We start from the raw sequence: 19,476 nt of genomic DNA on the forward strand, positions 1-19,476 counted from the left end.
ATTTTTTGAAGATGCCTTAATTGTATAAATATTTAGAAGTCGCTACCCGCTAAATATCCTGTAGAAAATGCTATCTGAAGATTATATCCTCCTGTTTCTGCATCTACATCTACTACTTCTCCACCAAAGAAAAGATTCTTTATTATTTTAGATTCCATAGTGGAAGAATTTATTTCCTTTACATCTACCCCTCCACTAGTTACCATAGCAGCTTTTATAGTTAGTGTTTCTTTGACGGTAAGTTTCATTTCTTTTATATAATCTATGAGCTTTCTTTCGTCCTCTTTCTTTAAATCCCTAGGCTTAGTTTCTACTAATCCTAGTAAGTTTAATATCTCTTTTATAAAGTTTTGAGGTAGAATCCCCTTCAAATTATTTAATATATCTTTATTCGGATTACTTCTAATTATATCCGACAACTCTTCTTTAGATTTACTTTCTAAAAAGTCTAAAGCAATCTCTATCTCACCATTTTCTAACTCCTTGTTTATATATGAAGAGAACTTTAAAACTCCCGGGCCTGATATTCCAAAATGGGTAAATATAATATCACCAAAGATTTCTATCTTTTTCTTTTTTATTTTTGTCTTAAGAACTACTTCCTTCATGGATACCCCTTGCATGTTTTTTATGAAGTCTTCCTTTATGACTAGTGGAATTAGTCCTGGATATAGTGGTTTTATAGTATGTCCATATTTCCCTAATATACTATACATAGCTCCATCTGATCCTGTAGTTGGATGGCTCTTCCCACCTGTTGTTACTATAATTTTATCACCATATATTCTTTCTTCTTTATTAGTAACAACTCCTTTTATAGTATTATCGTCAACTATAAGATCTTCAACCATGGTATTATATAAAATATCTACTCCACTTTTTAAGAGATCATTTTTAAGAACTTCTATAACATCATCAGCTTTATCACTTTTGGTATATACCTTTTCATCGTATTCTACTTTATACTCTAGGTTATTTTTTGAAAAATAATCTAATAAATTTTCATTAGAAAAAGTATAAAAAGCACTATATAAAAATTTTTTATTATTTACTACTTTATTAAACAGTTCTTCTATAGGTCGGTTATTTGTTATATTACACCTTCCACCGCCTGTAAGCTTTAATTTCTTACCTATCTCATTATTTCTTTCAATTAATAATACCTCATTATTTTTTGCTGCACTAAGGGCTGCCATAATCCCAGCAGGACCTCCTCCAACAACTATAACCTTTGCCATATCTTCTCTCCTTACTAATGTTCAATTACTTATATGATACCCTATAATACTTAACTTTAAAACTATAACATAATCTATAAATTTTTGAAGCATAGACATATAAAATAAACCTAGTTCATCTAAACTAAAAAATCTGTTTAAAGTGAACTAGGTTATTCATATTATAATATTATATTTACTCTATATTTTTACCTTATTATTTAGCTTCTTACATACTCTTTATACTTTTCATAATCTATATTGGAACACTCAATATATAGCTCAGTACCATCATTACTATATTTTCTCTCTATGATTTTTGCATTGTCATTTAAATGAGATAGTATATTTCCTTTGTTATAAGGTATAAACATACTGCAATTTATATAATTATTAAATACCTTACTAGATATAGCTGCTATAAGTTTATCCATTCCTAGCATCTTCTTTGCTGATATATAAACTCCATTTTCTTCAGTTAGATAGTCATCTAGCAAATCAATTTTATTATAAACATAAATCATAGGAACTTCCTCTACTCCTATCTCTTTTAAAGTTTCATTTGTTACTTCAAGATGATGTTTATAATCTGGGTTAGATATATCTACCACATGTAGTAGTAAATCTGCTTCACAAACTTCCTCTAAAGTAGAACGAAAGGCCTTTATTAAATTATGTGGTAGATTACTTACAAACCCTACTGTATCAGATAACAAGAACTTTTTATTATCCTCTAGCTTTATACTCCTTATAGATGTTTCTAAGGTTGCAAATAACATATCCTTTTCAAAAACCTTCTTTTCTTCACCATCTCTAAAGCTGTCTATCATACTGTTCATGACTGATGATTTTCCTGCATTAGTATATCCTACTAAAGCTATTCTTGGCACACTGGACTTTCTTCTTAAATTACGCTGTGTTTCCCTTTGATGTTTTAACTCTTCAAGCTCTTTATTTAGTGCAGCTATTTTTGCCTCAATCTTCCTACGATCAAGCTCTAATTTTTTCTCCCCAATACCTTTATTTTTTGTTCCTACACCACCACTTTGACGCCCTAAATTTTCATTAACACCAATTAGTCTTGGCAATAAATACTGAAGTCTTGCTACCTCTACCTGAAGTTTTGCTTCTCTAGTTTTGGCTCTTTCTGCAAATATATTTAGTATTAATGCAGTTCTATCCATAACTTCACATTCTATATTCTTTTCTATATTCCTTAATTGAGATGAGGATAATTCATTATTAAAAATTACTATATCTGCTTCTCCACTATTTACTAAGGATTTTAATTCACTAAGTTTTCCACTTCCAATATAATGTGCCTTATTGATTTGTTTGGAATTTTGAACAAGTTCTCCTACTGCTTCAATATCACAAGCCATACATAAATTCTTAAGCTCTACTATAGATTCTTCAAATCCACTTTCATTATTTATATTTATTCCTACTACTATTCCTTTTCTCACCATTTCCATAATCTCCTTAATCATACTATTTTTAATTCCTATAGTACGGATTCATGATTATAGAATTTTAACTTTAAAGTTAATATCCTTTAAAGAAATCTCCATGATATACACAGAGCAAATTCTACTATCTAAATTATAACTTAGATAGCCACATATAAAGCAAAACCATAAACCCGCCTTTTAACTTCTTAGTCTAACACTAAAAATTTCACTTCTAATTCTCATCTTTCTCTCCTCCATAATCTTAAATTATTTAATAAAAGTTTATGCTCAAACTCTCTAATAAAATTTACATAAATCTTTAATATACTAACCTTAAACATAAACTAATAATAAAAAAAATACCTTGGCATAGAAAATTATCCATTTCTCTGCTCAAGGTATTATAATTACTTAATAAATAACATAATAAATTACATAAATAAAGCCTTAAATAACCTTATCTTTATAAGCAGTATGGATTTTATCAAATTTCTTTAAAACTATAAATAATTTTTTCATTTCATACCGCTCCTTTTCTTTGTAATTCTTTACCATCAATATAACATATATTAATTAGGTTGTAAACATTATAATGAATTATTAATAAATAAATTATTTTATTTCATAGACCTATAAAAGATATATTTTAAACTTCTTACGGATTATCATTTAAATGAATTATTAATTGCAAATCACTTTCATTTTATGTATAATACATGTTAAACAACAGAAACTTACCTAGAGGAGGTAATAAAATGTCAGTATATCAAATAACTTATTATATAGCTGAAACTCATAACCATGAATGTGACCATGATCATGAACATGATGAAAATTGCAACCACGAGCATCATCATCACCATAGTAATCTACCTAGGAAAATTAAATCTTTAGGATCTTGGGCAAACATTATGCCAACTACATTTCTTTTACATACTGAAATGAATTCTAAGGATATAAAGATAGCTTTAGATGAAGTAAAAGAAGATAATGAAATATTTTTCATTTCTCAAGTTACTTTAGACAATGATGGTTCTATGCACCCAGGTGCCCTAGCTTGGATTGAATCTCGTCTTAAATAAAGAAATTTACTCTAAATTAAGAGGCTTTCGCAAAATATATTACTAATCTTATATAAAATATTGAGGATGCACTTTAATATTATTGTTAGCGAATGCCATTTGCAGGGATATTAGATTTACTTAGTATTTATGAATGGTAAAATCGTANNAGTAAATCAATATTCCGAAACGGCTGAGCGTTAATAATATAAGTGCTCCTCAAATATTTATTTAGATTAGTTTATTTTGCGAAAGCCTCTTTTAATAGTTATATACTATGCTTAACTATAAATTTAATTTTTTCAATTACATTTCCATGAACATTTTCATATCGTCTTCTACGTTAGTTATTCCACCTATTCCAAAGTTTTCAACTAGAACTTTAGCTACATTTGGAGATAGGAAAGCTGGAAGTGTTGGTCCTAAGTGGATATTCTTAACTCCTAAATATAATAGAGATAATAGAACTATTACAGCCTTTTGCTCATACCATGCAATGTTAAATGCTATTGGTAATTCATTTATATCTTCTAATTCAAATACTTCTTTTAATTTTAAAGCAATTAATGCTAATGAGTATGAATCATTACATTGACCTGCATCAAGTACTCTTGGAATTCCTCCAATATCTCCTAAATCTAATTTATTATATTTATATTTTGCACAACCTGCAGTTAAAATCACTGTATCTTGTGGTAATGCTTTTGCAAAGTCAGTGTAGTATTCTCTTTTCTTTTGTCTACCATCACAACCTGCCATTACAAAGAATTTCTTTATAGCTCCAGTTTTTACTGCTTCTACAATTTTATCAGCTAAAGCTAATACTTGATTGTGTGCAAATCCTCCAATGATTTCTCCATGCTCAATTTCTATTGGAGCTTCACAAGTTTTTGCTAGTTCAATTATTGCAGAGAAATCTTTATTACCATTTTCATCAGCTTCAATATGTGTACATCCTGTATATCCTGCAGCACCTGTAGTAAATACTCTACCTTTGTAACTATCCTTAGGTGGTACTATACAGTTAGTAGTCATAAGGATTGGTCCATTAAAGCTTTCAAATTCTTCAGTTTGTTTCCACCATGCATTTCCATAGTTTCCTATAAAGTGAGAGTACTTTTTAAATGCTGGATAATAGTGAGCTGGTAACATTTCTGAGTGAGTATATACATCTACTCCTGTACCTTCAGTTTGAATTAATAATTGCTCTAAATCTTTTAAATCATGTCCTGATACAAGAATTCCAGGCTTATTGCTTACCCCTATATTTACCTTTGTAATTTCTGGGTGTCCGTAGCTTTCAGTATTAGCTTTATCAAGTAATGCCATACCATCTACTCCAAATTTACCAGTTTCTAATGTTAATGCTATATACTCATCTACTGTTATCTTATTATCTGCTGTCGCAGCTAAAGCTCTTTGCATAAATGCACATACAGCTTCATCTTCATATCCTAATGCATTAGCATGTTTCATATATGCTGATAATCCTTTTAAACCATAAGTTATCATTTCTCTTAAACTTCTGATATCTTCATTTTCAGTAGCTAGTACTCCTACAAAACCAGCTTTACTATCCATTTCAGCTTCTGCTTTGGCTGTCCATAATGCTGCTTCTCCTAAACCTTCTTTATTACTTAATTTTGAAAGTAATTCTTCTTTAAGATTTAAAGTTTCTTTAACCATTTTGTAGAATACAGCATTATCAAAGTTTGCATTTGTAATAGTAGTGAAAAGATTCATAGTTACAGCTCTATTTACTATATTAGAAACAACTATTCCTTCTTCTCTAGCTTTTGTAGCAACTTCTGATAATCCTCTTGTAGTATATATTAATAAGTCTTGAAGTTTTGCAAGGTCAGGTGTCTTACCACAAACTCCTCTTACAGTACATCCTGCACAACCTGCTGCTTCTTGGCATTGAAAACAAAACATTTTATTCTCCATATTTAACTCCCCTTTATTCCTTGATTTTATTTTTATTTTTTATTTTATAGGCTTGATAATTAATTTCATCTGAACTTTAATCTTATTCTACATAAAAAAATTATAGGAGTCCGTAACCTATGTTACGAATTCCTATAATAATTGATTTTTTATTAAATTTTTATATTAGGCATCTGAAAATAAATAATAAAGCTGCACTTTAATGTTTAATTAAACAGCTCTCCCTCTAAAGCCTCTAAATCTAATATTTTTATATTGTTTCTATCAAAATCTATGTATCCCATGTCTCTGAGGTTTATAAGTTCTCTTGATAAAGAAGGCCTTGGTATTCCTAAAGAGGCAGCAATACTTTCTTTATTTTCTGTTAATTTCACTACACTGCTTTGCTGTAATTTCATAGCTTCTAGTATATAATTAATAACTCTATGTTTTACATTCTTAAAGGATATATTTTTAATCTTAGAATTTAACATTAATACTTTATTACTAAGAACCTCTAAGAAATTTTCAAGGGTTTTTCTTTCTCTTGAAAATAATTCTAGCATATCAATTTTATCTATATATAATATGGTGCACTGATTTAGAGCTACTACTGTGGCTGGATAAGTATTCTTCTTAGAAAATATTATAGCTTCTCCAAACACATCTCCAACTTTTAGTTTATTTAAGACTATATATTTTCCACTAGGATATATCCTTTGAAGCTCAATAGCTCCCTCTAATATAAGCCCTACAGTGTTGCAGTAATCTTCCTCATGAGCAATAATTTCTCCCTTACTATATTTATTAGTATGATATTTAGTTTTTTCATAAATGCTTTTCAAATTTGCAGAATCAATCCCTTTAAAAAGAAAATTGTTCTGGAGTTCATTTAATATATCTTTCATAATACATCCTCTTATTTTTATTATATTAACTTATTTTATCCTCTTGCATGATTATTTCCTTTATTAGACCTTAATAATCCTCTACCTACCCATAAGATTACTCCAATAATCCAAGGTATTATAAAATAGTAGAGTCTAAATAAAATAGTTATCGATAAAGCTGAGTTAGCTGAATAACCCATTTCTTTAAGTCCTACTATAGCTATTAAATCAAAGGAACCTATCCCACCTGGTATAAAGCTTATAAGGCCAGCAACACAAGCCAATATATTCACTCCTGTAACCGCCAAAAAACTCGCATTTCCTTTAAAATATTTTGATATAGTAAAAAATAATATGCTCCTAACTGTCCACTCACAAGTAGCGAGAATGGTTAACTTTATTTTCAACCTTATACTTCCCTCGAAATATAAATTGAATTTTTTAAGTTTGTTATTTAACCATGTAAACCTATCCAAAAAATAATATATAGGCAAAACTCCACAAAAGATTAATATTACTATCCAAAGCCACTGATAAACATCCAGAAGGGGATATATTTTGAATACGTTCAATACTCCTAAGTAGCACATTACAGATAATCCCACTATAGTAGTTGGTATTAGTATCATATTGAAATTTATCATATCTTTAATGTCAATATTTTCATCCTTAAGTAAAATAGTTCTAAGTGTAGCTCCTGTAAGTCCTCCAAAGCCCATTATATTATTAAATGTATGAGCAATCCATGAAACCACTAACATCTTTGGTAGCCTTACATTATATCTATAATAATTAGCTAATACTATATCATAGAAACATAAAAATAATATAGATATAATTGCAGATACTAAAAATATTAGAAGATACTGATTTGGTATATTCCTTAATATATCTAAAACTTGATTTATATCTATCTCCTTAAATATACTTCTGGCCTCATAAATTATAAAGATCATAATTATTATAGGTATTAAAATCTTTCCTCCACTTTTTACTTTAAATTTTCCCTTAATACTGTTCATGTTACTTCCCCCTAATTTACTGGAAAAGTAAATAAATATATTTTTATCTACTTATATATTAAACATATTATCATTCTACTACTTATATAAGTTTAAATCTATATTTTAGATTTTTACGTTACTTAATATAAATTAAAGTAACATTCATATAATCTACAGTAAATTTATTTTCATACACTATTAATATTTTTTACTTGGAGGAGAGACTCAAGAATCTCTCCAACCTTTGTGTTACTCGATGATTTTGCTAAGTATCATATGATACTCATTTAAAACTGCATCAAGTTTTTGGCTTGCGCTAATTACTTCTGGGTCTAATAAATTAGTTTTTTCGCTAATTAATCTTTGCAAATTTTGTCTCATTTCGCAAACCTTTTTATCCATTTCATCAGGTTTTTCCATATTATCCCTCCTTTCGCTATAATTATAGCAATAAGAAGGTGATATCATTTCAAATAAAATTAATTTTAACATTTATACATGTTTCCATTAAGAAAATACATATCTTAAAATACAATTAATATAAATCTATATAAAATCAAAAATAATAAAGCAAATCTACTTATGATAAAGTAAATTTGCCTTAATAATTGTATGGTGGTTAAATATCTTTTAATCTTCTATTGTATTATAAAGATATCCCTCACCCTTTTCTATAGACTTTTGTAATGATTCTTTATTTTCTTTTATATTACTTTCACTTTTAAGTTCGTTATCACTAACTATATCTCTTACTTCCCTTCCAAGATCTCTTTCTATGGTTCCTGGATTGTTATTTAGTAAAGAATGATGTTCATTTTTCAAAGTCATAATCTTACCTCCTAAAGTATAATTTATATTATTATCTTCAATAAGTAAGATTCATATACTCATTTTACTATGTATTTAAGGAATAAATACTTAATTCGTATTAATTCAGCGACATTTTAAAATGTTAAATATTAAAAATTTTATATATTTAACTTTTTATATATTTCCATATGTAACTTTTTGCCTATTCTATATAAACTGAAAGTTTATTTAGGCATCTTCAAAANNGAACCTGTTTCCTTGTCTAACTCAAAATATACTTCCCATCTTTGACTTATTATTTATTTTCAGATGCCTAATTCAGATTTGTGATTTAAATGAAGATCTACCTGAGGATACGGAATTTCTATTTTTTCTTCGTCAAATTTTATTTTAACTTTTTCTAATAGATTAAAGTAAATTGTCCAATAATCCTCTGTTTTACACCAAACTCTAACAACAAAGTTTATAGAGCTATCTGCATGTTCTGATAGGGCTATGAAGGGTGCTGGTTCTTTTAAAATTAACTCTTCAGTTTTTATAACCCCTTCAAGAACCTTTTTAACTTTCACTACATCTTCCTCATATCCTACTGAAAACTTTAAGTCTACTCTTCTAGTTTCCTTTGCAGAATAGTTAATTACACTATCATTTGATAGCTTTCCATTTGGAACAAGGATCTGTTTATTATCTCCAGTGGTTAACTGCGTATAGAATATACCTATCTTTTCAACTACTCCTGATTGTCCTGCTCCTTCAATAAAATCACCTACATTAAATGGTCTTATTAATAAAATAATTATACCACCTGCGAAGTTAGAAAGACTTCCTTGAAGTGCTAAACCTATAGCTAGTCCAGCAGAAGCAATTATAGCTGCTAATCCTGATGTCTCCACGCCTATACATTCCATAATAACTATTATCAATAATATTCTAAGTGCAAGACTTACAAAGCCATCTAAAAATTTTCTTAAAGTAATGTCTACATTTTTTTTCTCCAATATAGCATTCATAATCTTAATTAACTTTGATATTAGCTTCCAACCAATCCATAATGCTATAAGTCCAACTATTAATTTAATTCCATTAGTAGCTACCCAAGCTATTAGCTTTTCTATTAAATTCTCTAATACATCCATTACTCCTCCTCCTAACATTCCATTCTACATTATACTGAAAACATATGACTAATTCAAAGGCATTTTTTACCTATATCCTTTCATTAATAATTTTTATTTTAATATGTAAATTAAACTTAAGTTTCTAAAAGGGCAGTTAAAGTTTGATTTAAATCTCCACTATTAGCGATGTATTTAATTAATGCTAGGTAAACTTGTTGTACTTTAGATATATTAAAAATAAAAAACTTCTTAAACTATTACTTATAAGTCTAAGAAGTTTTATTAATGGAATATATAAGTTTTTTATACTGATACAATCTCCTTATTAGGATCAATATCTTTAGGTTTAATGTTAATCTCCCTTTCCTCTAATTGTTCCTTTGCAATGGCAAGCATAAGTTTAATTCTATTCTCTTGATTTACTCTAGTAGCTCCAGGGTCATAATCTATAGGTACAATATTTACATCATGGTGATCATTTTTTATTTTTCTTATCATACCCTTACCGACTATATGATTTGGTAAGCATCCGAATGGCTGAGCACAAATAATATTATTGTAACCTAATTTATTTAACTCTAACATTTCAGCTGTAAGAAGCCAACCTTCTCCCATATTATTTCCATATCCAACCACTCCCTTTGCTAACTTTTTAGTCTCTAAAAACGAAGATGGTGGTATAAAGTCTGAATTTTCTTCTACTGACGATATAAGTAGGCCCTCAATTTTTAATAGGTAATTCATGAATCTTTGAACAAGGAACTTAACTAATTTACTTCCTCCATAAAGATCTATGTTGTCTATTTTCTCATCAGTGCAATAGAATACAAATCCAAGAATCCCCGGTATCATAACCTCACAATTCTGTGTAGCTAAAAATGCTTCTAAATCATTATTTCCTAAACTTGCATACTTAATATATATTTCTCCTACTACTCCAACTTTTACTTTAGGAGTCTTTTCTATCTTTATATTTGCAAAGTCCTTTGTTATATTATCCATATTAGCTTTAATTTTTTTTAAGGAATAAGCCTTATTATTTTTAAATTGTAAAGTTAATTCCTCAATCCATTTTTTTATTATCTTATCACTTTCACCTTTGTTTATTTCATAAGGTCTAACTTGATTGCTTAGATGCATCAAAAGGTCACCATATATAACACCTGATAACATTTTATGAATCATGGGTAAAGTTATTTTGAATCCACTATCTTTTTCCATTCCCGCTAAATTAAAAGAAATAACAGGAACTTGTCCGTATCCAGCTTTTTTTAAAGCCTTTCTAAGTAGATATATATAGTTTGATGCTCTACATCCTCCGCCAGTTTGAGTAATAATTAAAGCGGTCTTATTAACATCATACTTTCCACTATTTAAAGCATCTATCATTTGACCAATAACAAGTAATGCTGGATAACATGTATCATTATGAACATATTTTAATCCTGTTTGTACTACTGCTTCACCTTTATTATTTAAAAGCTCTATATGATACTTACTATTTATAAATACATTTTTTAAAATTTCAAAGTGTATAGGCGCCATCATAGGCATTAATATAGTGTAGTCCTTACTCATTTCCTTAGTAAAGACTACTTTATTTTCTCTATCCATTAATTTACTCACCCTCCCCTTGATGGATTGCTGCAAATAAGCTACGAAGTCTTATTTGTACAGCTCCTAAATTAGTAATTTCATCTATCTTAATTTGGGTGTATATTTTATTTGACTCCTCCAAAATTTCTCTCACTTCATCTGTTGTTATAGCATCTACACCACAACCAAAGGAAACTAATTGTACTAAATTCATATTAGGCTTGTCTGTAATGTATTTAGCTGCTTTATATAATCTAGAATGATATGTCCATTGATTTAATACATCAAGCTCTACATTATCTATCTTATCAGAGATCACATCTTCAGATATAACAGCAGCCCCATAACTATTGATATACTTATCAATTCCATGGTTAATCTCTCCATCTATGTGATAAGGTCTCCCAGCTAAGACAATTATATCTTTACCAGCCTTCTCTGCTTCTTCAATAATTTCCTCACCCTTTATTCTTATTTTTCTTATAAAGTTATCATATTCTTCATAAGCAAGAACCGTTGCTTCTTTAACTTCCTTTAATGATATGTCTTTAAAATATTTCAATAGTATCTGATACATCTTCTTTGGGAAATCCTTAGGTCTATGAATTCCTACATAATCATATATATAAGTTACCTTTGCAATATCAGGCATATTCCCTGCTATTACTTCAGAATAGTATGCAACAACAGGACAGTTATAACAATTATCAGCTGAACTATCCTGAATGTTATAGGTCATGCATGGATAAAAAATTGTATCTATTCCTTTATCTATCAATGACTGTATATGTCCATGCATTAATTTTGCTGGAAAACATACTGTATCCGATGGTATAGTTGTTTGTCCCTTAAGATAAAGTTCCCTAGAAGACAGCTCAGACTTTTCTACTTCAAATTGCAAAGTTGTAAAAAACTTATACCAAAATGGATATAGTTCATACATATTTAATCCCATTGGAATTCCAATTTTTCCTCTTTTACCTAAAATTCCAGTGTAGCTATCTAACAAACTTCTCTTATACTCATATATATTGGACATTTCTTCATGGCTTTTGTTACTTATAGGTCTCTCACAGCGATTTCCGCCAATATATTTTCTACTCTCTCCAAAGCTATTTATAGTTAGTCTACAGTGATTATTGCATAATCCACAGTTAGTCATCTTTACATTATGCTTAAAGCTCTTTAGCTCACTCTTACTAATAATAGTACTTTTCTCTTTTTTTCTTTCTTGAGCATATAAAGCTGCTCCATAAGCACCCATAAGGCCAGAGATTGTAGGTCTAAGAACTTGTACATTTAGTTCTTGTTCAAAAGCACGTAATACAGCATCATTTAAAAAAGTTCCACCTTGAACTACAATATTTTTTCCTAAGGATTCCGCATTACTTGCACGAATTACTTTATACAGTGCATTTTTAACTATACTAACAGATAGTCCTGCTGATATATCTTCTATGGTAGCTCCATCTTTCTGTACCTGTTTTACTGAAGAATTCATAAATACAGTACATCTAGAACCTAGGTCCACTGGATTTTTAGAAAATAAGCCTAAGCTAGCAAACTCCTCTACTGAATAACCTAGAGCATTAGCAAAGGTTTGTAAGAAGGATCCACACCCTGAAGAACAAGCTTCATTTAAAAATATATTATCTATAGCTCCATTATGTATCTTAAAGCATTTTATATCTTGTCCTCCTATGTCAATAATAAAATCTACATTAGGCATAAAATGTTTAGCCGCCGTAAAATGAGCTACTGTTTCTACTATACCATAATCTACTTTAAAAGCATTTTTTATTAATTGTTCTCCGTATCCAGTTGCTGCAACAGCTGCAATTTTAACTTCCGGATATGTAATATATAAATTTTTTAAATATTCCTTAACCACCTCTACGGCGTTTCCACTATTAGGTCTATAAATAGAAGATACAATTTCTTTATTTTCATTAATAGCAACAATTTTTATAGTTGTAGAACCTGAATCTATTCCTATAGTTATAGGGGATTCAGTATCTATTTTATCTTTCACCAATACCTTATTTCTTTCATGTCTACTTTTAAATTCTTCATATTCTTCTTTATTTGTAAACAATGGTGGTGACATAGTATAAACCTCATCTTCTCTATAGCTATTTAGCGTTATGATTAATTCATCTATATCTATTTTTTCGCTAGCATAATAGGCTGCTCCTAATGCCACATAGTATAATGAGTTATCTGGACACTTGCCTGTTAAATTCAAAGTTTTGTCAAAAGCATTTCTCAACTCCGAATTAAAGCTCAGTGGACCTCCAAGATACAGTACATTGCCTTTTATAATTCTACCTTGAGCTAATCCTGCAATAGTTTGATTTACAACGGCAAAAAAAATACTTGCAGCTAAATCACTTTTAACTACACCTTGATTTAAAAGTGGTTGGATATCTGATTTAGCAAAAACTCCACACCTAGAAGCAATAGTATAAATTTTATTATAGTGCTTAGCTGCTTCATTCATTTCTTCTAAAGATATATTTAGCAAAGTAGCCATTTGATCAATAAATGCTCCTGTTCCGCCTGCACATGAGCCATTCATTCTTACTTCCATACCATCCTTTAAAAATAGTATTTTAGCATCCTCGCCTCCTAACTCAATGATAACATCTATATCATCTTCTAAAGTAGTTGCAGCAATCCTCGTTGCGTAAACCTCTTGTACAAAAGGTACCTTCCACTTTTCAGCCATTCCCATTGCTGCTGATCCAGAAATGCTTAGTTCCATGGATTTCTCCCTTGGATACTTATCTCTAATTTTCTTTAGCAATTCTAAGGTCTTTTCTTTTATCTTACAATAATGACGCTCATATGATTGATAAATAACTTCTCCATAATTATTTAAAACTACAGATTTAATTGTTGTTGAGCCCACATCTATTCCTATCTTCATAGTAACCTCCCTAATCTAATACCATACAATACAGCTTCTAGCCTCTCAGAATAAAAGATTTATATCAATATAAATCTTTTAATATTCTCTGAACAATATATGATAACATAAATTTTTACTAAATAACATCTATTTAACTGGTAAATAACTAACATCTAACTATTATTTATCAATATATTTAATATTTGTAACTACCCAGTCATCGCATATTGATTTTTTAACTACAACATATTGTAATTATATATAGCAAATCTATTAATAAAAGGTTTATTTTAACTTCTTTAGAAATTATACTTTTATATTTTATAAATATTACTTCATTATTAAATTTTTTAAAATATATAAATCCTCACTATAATTTATATTACTTATGAGAAATATTTTCAAGTTTACATTAATGCTTTATTTTAGAATATTTCTACAAAAAAATAAGATATAGAAAGACTTCCTTTCTATATCTTGTTCAATCTCTCCCTATCCATTTTCATCCAAAAGCATTTCAATTTATTTATGTCATTAGTTTTATTTTTAATTGGAAGTGAATCAAATACCATCTCTTTATAGGGTTTACTAGATAATTCCCCAATCCTAGAATCTAAAATTGCTACTATCCCCTTATCATCATGCTTTCTTATTAGCCTGCCAACTCCCTGTCTAAGCTTCACTATCATTAATGGCACACTTACCTCCATTAAAAAATCTTTTGATAAAGTTCTCTTATACTCTATAATAGGATCTGGTACTGGAAATGGCAGTTTAAATATAATTAGATTTGATAGGGCATTTCCTGGTACATCTATGCCCTCCCAGAATGTACCTGTAGCTAATAATACGGAATTCTCATCTTTTTTAAATTCTTCAAGAATGTCATCTTGAGATGACATATGCTGCTGCTTTAAAATCTTATAGCTTAAACTTTTATGTTTTAACATTTCATATACTTCATTTAAATCACTTTTAGCAGTAAATAAAATTAGAGCCTTTCCCTTTGTAATATTTAGAAGCTTTACTATTTCATCAGTTCCATATTTTATAAACTTTGATCTTTCCTCCACAGGATGAGGCATATTCTCTGTATAATATATCATAGTATTATCATCATATGGGAAAGGAGATGGCTTTGGCATTGATAAAAATCCCAAGTCTACTGGAAAACCTGTGTTTCTAATGAAGTATTCATATCTTTTCTGTTCACTACCCTGGTTTTTATCTGCAATAGTGGCAGAAGTGAATATAGTAGTCTTTAACTGGTCGAAGTATAATAAATTTATCTCCTTACTTATATTTTTAGGACATGCAAATATATGAACATCCTTAGATTTTTCTAGCCAAAATAGATTTTTACTATTTATGTCTATTAAACTTTTTATAAGCCCCTTAAGATTTTCCAGATCCTCTACCATTTCTTCACACAAATTATCATCACTATAAAACTGCACCTTATCATTTATTAAATTTATTTTCTTATTTAAAACTAAAAGTTCTTCTCTTATTTCATCAATATTAATAAAAAACTTTTCCATATCTTCACCTTTAGGGGATGAATTAATTTGCTTTTTTATTTGATTGCTTAACTTATAAAAAATCACATCCAAGCCATCAGATATCCCTTTAAAAATCTCATAACTCTCATTTCTTATAGTCGATATCTTTATAGTTTCAATCATATCTCCCAAAATAGACTTTATTTTATATTTATTATAGCTTTCAATTAAAGATGACCTGACCTTCTCTTCTAAATTATGTGCTTCATCTATGACAATTAAGTCTATCTTTTCATTTAGAAGTCCCTTTTGTCCTTTCTTTAATTTTTGGAAGTGTATAGTTAATAAATCTTGATTGCAGAGAATTATCCCCTCTGTGTTTAACATATCTCTTCTCAATGACATGAAGCTACAGCTATTATAATGTTCACATTTATTATGGTCTGTAGACTTCACATTCACATTATCCCATACATTATTATTTACATCTAATTTAATATTTTTTCTATCTACTACTCCATTATTTATATAGTTACATAGTGTTTCTAAATCATCATCAAAATTGCTTATATGAATACTTTTAAAATATTTATCAGCTCTACTTTTACAAGCAAAATGTGTCATTCCCTTAGCTAGTACTATCTCTGGTTTATGGTTTATATAAGAACAAACCCTTTTAACATCCTTAATAAGCTGTTCTTGTAAAGCTATAGTTGATGTAGCAATTAGTACTGGTTTATTAAAAAGCTTATTATAGTAAAGTAATGGGACTATATATGCATAAGATTTTCCTATACCTACTCCCGCTTCAACTATTGTATGCTCCTTATCAGCTATTGCATTACATATATCTAAAGCCATGTCTTCCTGTCCTTCTCTTTGTTCAAAGCCTAGCTTAGGAATTTTATTCATAAAAAAATTCCAAACCAATTGCTGTAACTCATCTTCTTTAGTGAATTTTGTCTCTACTTTTTTATTGTCTTCTGAAAACCAAAACATATATATCCCCCCTCTTTTTAAACTCTTTAGTCACATAGATATATTTTCACATTTTTTTATAAAAAACACAACTATAGCTTTATAGCATTAATTATATACAAATAAATACTCTTTCAAAATANNTATTTTGAAAGAGTATTTATTTAAATATTTATTTATCTAATAAACTTAAATATTCTTCATATCCTTTTTCCTTCATTTTATCCTTAGGAATAAATTTAAGTGATGCTGAATTTATACAATACCTTAATCCACCTAATCTATCAGGCCCATCACAAAATACGTGCCCCAAGTGAGCATCTCCATTTTTACTTCTTACTTCCGTTCTAATCATTCCATGACTTTTATTTACATTTTCTTTAATAACACTTCTATCTATTGGTTTTGAAAAAGCTGGCCATCCACAACCTGAATTAAATTTATCAGTAGATATAAATAGAGGCTCCCCTGTTGTTATATCTACATATATACCATCTTCATAAAAATCAAAGTATTCATTTGTATATGGTAATTCAGTTCCATTCTCCTGAGTTATATTATACTGCTCTTTAGTTAATATTTTTTTCAGCTCTTCATTGCTTTTCTTTCTATATTTATTCTCCATATTGGCCTCCAAAATATAAAATAAGTTATTGTTTACTGATTTATAAATGCAATTTAAAATCTATCTCACTAAAATATTATATCCTAATTCTTTAAATATATGGCCTGTATATTTATCCTATCAGTATTTTACCCTCTGGATATTTGTAATTAGCCCCTTTCTTTCTGTTTATTAAAGCTAATACTACTGTAAGAGGACCTACCCTTCCTAGATACATTAATGTGATAATTATCATTTTTCCTGGCTCACTTAGTCTTTGTGTTACACCTGTAGTTAATCCTACTGTTCCAAAGGCGGAAGTAGCTTCATATAACACATCTAAAAAGGCTTCATTTGGCTCTGTTATGGTAAGTATCATAGTAACAATCATTACTAATCCCATTCCTAGAATTAAAAGAGTAAAAGCTTTAAATTGTAGTCCTCTCGGAATTGTTCTACCAAATATATCCACATTTTCTTTCCCTTTGATTACCGCTATAGCTGTACATAAAACTATCCCAAATGTAGAAGTTTTTAATCCTCCTGCTGTAGACCCCGGAGAACCTCCAATAAACATGAGTATAACGGTTAAGAATTTTCCTGCTGTAGTCATACCGTCTGTCGATATACTATTAATACCTGCCGTTCTTGGACTTATAGAAGCTACAATAGAGTTTACTACTTTATCCTTAAAATTCATCGATGCTATAGTATTAGGATTATTGTATTCTAAAATGAGCATAGCTATTGTTCCACCTACTATTAATATGGCAGTTATTAGTAATACTACTTTAGAATGTAATGATAACTTTTTGGTATTTCTATAGTTATAAAGTTCTAATAATACAACAAACCCTAGACCCCCAATAGCTATTAATGCACTTACTGTTAAAAGTATGATTGAGTTATCATAGTATGCCGTATAGCTACTATAGTTTCCAAACAAATCAAATCCAGCATTACAGAATGTAGATATAGAGCTAAATATGCTAATATATATACCTCTAGATATTCCAAACTCTGGTATTAACTGAGTTGCTAATATTGCTGCTCCTATGAACTGTATAATAAAAGTAAATAGCATTACTTTTTTAAGCATCTTTACCAATCCTTGAATACTAAAAGTGTTCATAGCTTCCTGCATCAATAGTCTGCTCTTCAACGTAATTCTTCTTCCTATTAATACAGATATAAATGTAGCAAAGGACATAAATCCAAGACCACCAATTTCAATTAGTATCATAATGACCGTCTGTCCAAATAGATTCCAGTGAGTGCCTGTATCTACTGTGATTAGTCCTGTAACGCAAGTGGCAGATGTAGCTGTAAATATTGCATCTAAAAAGTTTGTAGCCTCTCCATTAGCAGAAGATATAGGTAAACTTAATATTGTACCCCCAATAAAGATTACTGTAGCAAATCCAAGAGCTAATACTTGCACCTCACTTAATTTAGTTTTTTTCAAAAATTTAAGACTTTCCATAAAATTACCCCCAGCTTATAATACAATGCAAATAACTATTTCTTATATTTGACTTTCATCCTCCGTTAATTGCTTTCTTTCCTATATCATATATAATTTATACACCTTCTGAAGTAAGTTTTGTTATAAAATTTAGCTATTTAACACGGATTTAACATTACTATTTTATTTAAGAAAATTCAAGACATTTATTTTAGTATGTACACAATTTCTATATAAATGTATATATAGTACTTTGTATGATTTATAAAAATAAATTTTAAGCAAAAAAGATAAACTACTTCAATTTTAATCAATACAGTTTATCTTTTTTCTATGTTTATAGTTTAATTAATTTATATTTTATCTAATTTTTCTATTATAGAATTTGATATAACAAATTTAGTTATTTTTTTCTAATATATCTTTTATAATTTCTATTCTCTCTTCACCTAATATATTTGCAATTTTTATTTCAACATCACCATTTTTAAAGAATCTTTCTACATTGGAATCTACAATTTTTATTACCTTATCTGATAATTTTTCATAGGTCATTAAATCATCCCTATATAAATCTACGATATCTCTTAGACAAGCTCCTAGCTCTTTAGGGTTTTTATAAAGTGTTCTCATACTATAATCCTCCATAGTTTTATATTAATAAATACAATATTCAATGTACTAGATTAATTTCTGTATATCTTCTCATACATTGACAATATACCTATTATAACCTACATTATTTTTAATTACCAAGGTTTATTTACATAAAAATATGGATTATATTATTAAAATATAACCCACATTCAATGATATTAAGTTTTACTTGGTTTATCTAGTTGTGGTAAATATATTTTAGCCTAAGAATATTATTGTTTATATAAATATTTTTATACATATTTTCTATTAAGCCTCTGAAAGTAGATAATAAGTCAAAGATGGG

At 28.8% G+C, this 19,476-nt stretch carries 15 protein-coding genes; 1 reads left to right on the forward strand and 14 read right to left on the reverse strand.

What is annotated here, in order from left to right:
• Positions 1-32: 32 nt before the first annotated feature.
• Both B3W71_RS02415 and hflX read right to left on the reverse strand, forming a co-directional pair.
• Positions 33-1,238 (reverse strand): NAD(P)/FAD-dependent oxidoreductase, encoded by a 1,206-nt coding sequence (locus B3W71_RS02415; protein ID WP_346887333.1) that lies wholly within the window; start codon positions 1,236-1,238, stop codon positions 33-35.
• A 200-nt stretch (positions 1,239-1,438) separates the two neighbouring features.
• Entirely contained in the window at positions 1,439-2,686 is a 1,248-nt protein-coding gene (gene hflX, locus B3W71_RS02420) for a GTPase HflX (RefSeq protein WP_346887334.1), read from the reverse strand.
• A 737-nt stretch (positions 2,687-3,423) separates the two neighbouring features.
• Here hflX and B3W71_RS02425 point away from each other — a divergent pair.
• Entirely contained in the window at positions 3,424-3,750 is a 327-nt protein-coding gene (locus tag B3W71_RS02425; protein WP_346887335.1) for a hypothetical protein, read from the forward strand.
• Positions 3,751-4,035: 285 nt separating this feature from the next.
• Here B3W71_RS02425 and hcp read toward each other — a convergent pair whose 3' ends face one another.
• The 12 genes from hcp to B3W71_RS02485 all read right to left on the reverse strand — a co-directional run bounded on the left by hcp (position 4,036) and on the right by B3W71_RS02485 (position 19,166).
• Positions 4,036-5,676, reverse strand: a complete 1,641-nt coding sequence (gene hcp, locus B3W71_RS02430) for a hydroxylamine reductase (RefSeq protein WP_346887336.1) — start codon at positions 5,674-5,676, stop codon at positions 4,036-4,038.
• A 206-nt stretch (positions 5,677-5,882) separates the two neighbouring features.
• Positions 5,883-6,563, reverse strand: a complete 681-nt coding sequence (locus B3W71_RS02435) for a Crp/Fnr family transcriptional regulator (protein ID WP_346887337.1) — start codon at positions 6,561-6,563, stop codon at positions 5,883-5,885.
• Positions 6,564-6,598: 35 nt separating this feature from the next.
• The gene (locus B3W71_RS02440) at positions 6,599-7,567 is read right to left on the reverse strand and encodes a lysylphosphatidylglycerol synthase domain-containing protein (RefSeq protein WP_346887338.1); all 969 of its coding nucleotides are present in this window, start codon (positions 7,565-7,567) and stop codon (positions 6,599-6,601) included.
• Between the two features lie 231 nt (positions 7,568-7,798).
• Positions 7,799-7,969, reverse strand: a complete 171-nt coding sequence (locus B3W71_RS02445; protein ID WP_346887339.1) for an aspartyl-phosphate phosphatase Spo0E family protein — start codon at positions 7,967-7,969, stop codon at positions 7,799-7,801.
• Between the two features lie 210 nt (positions 7,970-8,179).
• On the reverse strand, positions 8,180-8,377 hold the full coding sequence (locus B3W71_RS02450; protein ID WP_346887340.1) for a hypothetical protein: 198 nt from the start codon (positions 8,375-8,377) through the stop codon (positions 8,180-8,182).
• Between the two features lie 287 nt (positions 8,378-8,664).
• Positions 8,665-9,495, reverse strand: coding sequence for a mechanosensitive ion channel family protein (locus B3W71_RS02455; protein WP_346887341.1), 831 nt, complete (start codon positions 9,493-9,495; stop codon positions 8,665-8,667).
• A gap of 285 nt (positions 9,496-9,780) precedes the next feature.
• On the reverse strand, positions 9,781-11,103 hold the full coding sequence (locus B3W71_RS02460) for a 2-hydroxyglutaryl-CoA dehydratase (RefSeq protein WP_346887342.1): 1,323 nt from the start codon (positions 11,101-11,103) through the stop codon (positions 9,781-9,783).
• The gene (locus B3W71_RS02465; protein WP_346887343.1) at positions 11,096-14,002 is read right to left on the reverse strand and encodes an acyl-CoA dehydratase activase; all 2,907 of its coding nucleotides are present in this window, start codon (positions 14,000-14,002) and stop codon (positions 11,096-11,098) included. Before B3W71_RS02465 ends, B3W71_RS02460 begins: the two co-directional genes overlap by 8 nt.
• Positions 14,003-14,454: 452 nt before the next feature.
• On the reverse strand, positions 14,455-16,485 hold the full coding sequence (locus tag B3W71_RS02470) for an ATP-dependent DNA helicase (protein WP_346887344.1): 2,031 nt from the start codon (positions 16,483-16,485) through the stop codon (positions 14,455-14,457).
• A gap of 151 nt (positions 16,486-16,636) precedes the next feature.
• Positions 16,637-17,089 (reverse strand): peptide-methionine (R)-S-oxide reductase MsrB, encoded by a 453-nt coding sequence (msrB, locus tag B3W71_RS02475; RefSeq protein WP_346887345.1) that lies wholly within the window; start codon positions 17,087-17,089, stop codon positions 16,637-16,639.
• Positions 17,090-17,201: 112 nt separating this feature from the next.
• Positions 17,202-18,551, reverse strand: coding sequence for a TrkH family potassium uptake protein (locus tag B3W71_RS02480; RefSeq protein WP_346887346.1), 1,350 nt, complete (start codon positions 18,549-18,551; stop codon positions 17,202-17,204).
• Between the two features lie 381 nt (positions 18,552-18,932).
• Positions 18,933-19,166, reverse strand: a complete 234-nt coding sequence (locus B3W71_RS02485; protein WP_346887347.1) for a TIGR04540 family protein — start codon at positions 19,164-19,166, stop codon at positions 18,933-18,935.
• Between the last annotated feature and the right edge of the window lie 310 nt (positions 19,167-19,476).

Source organism: Clostridium sp. UBA1056, assembly GCA_002316385.1.
Lineage (GTDB): Bacteria > Bacillota > Clostridia > Clostridiales > Clostridiaceae > Clostridium_J.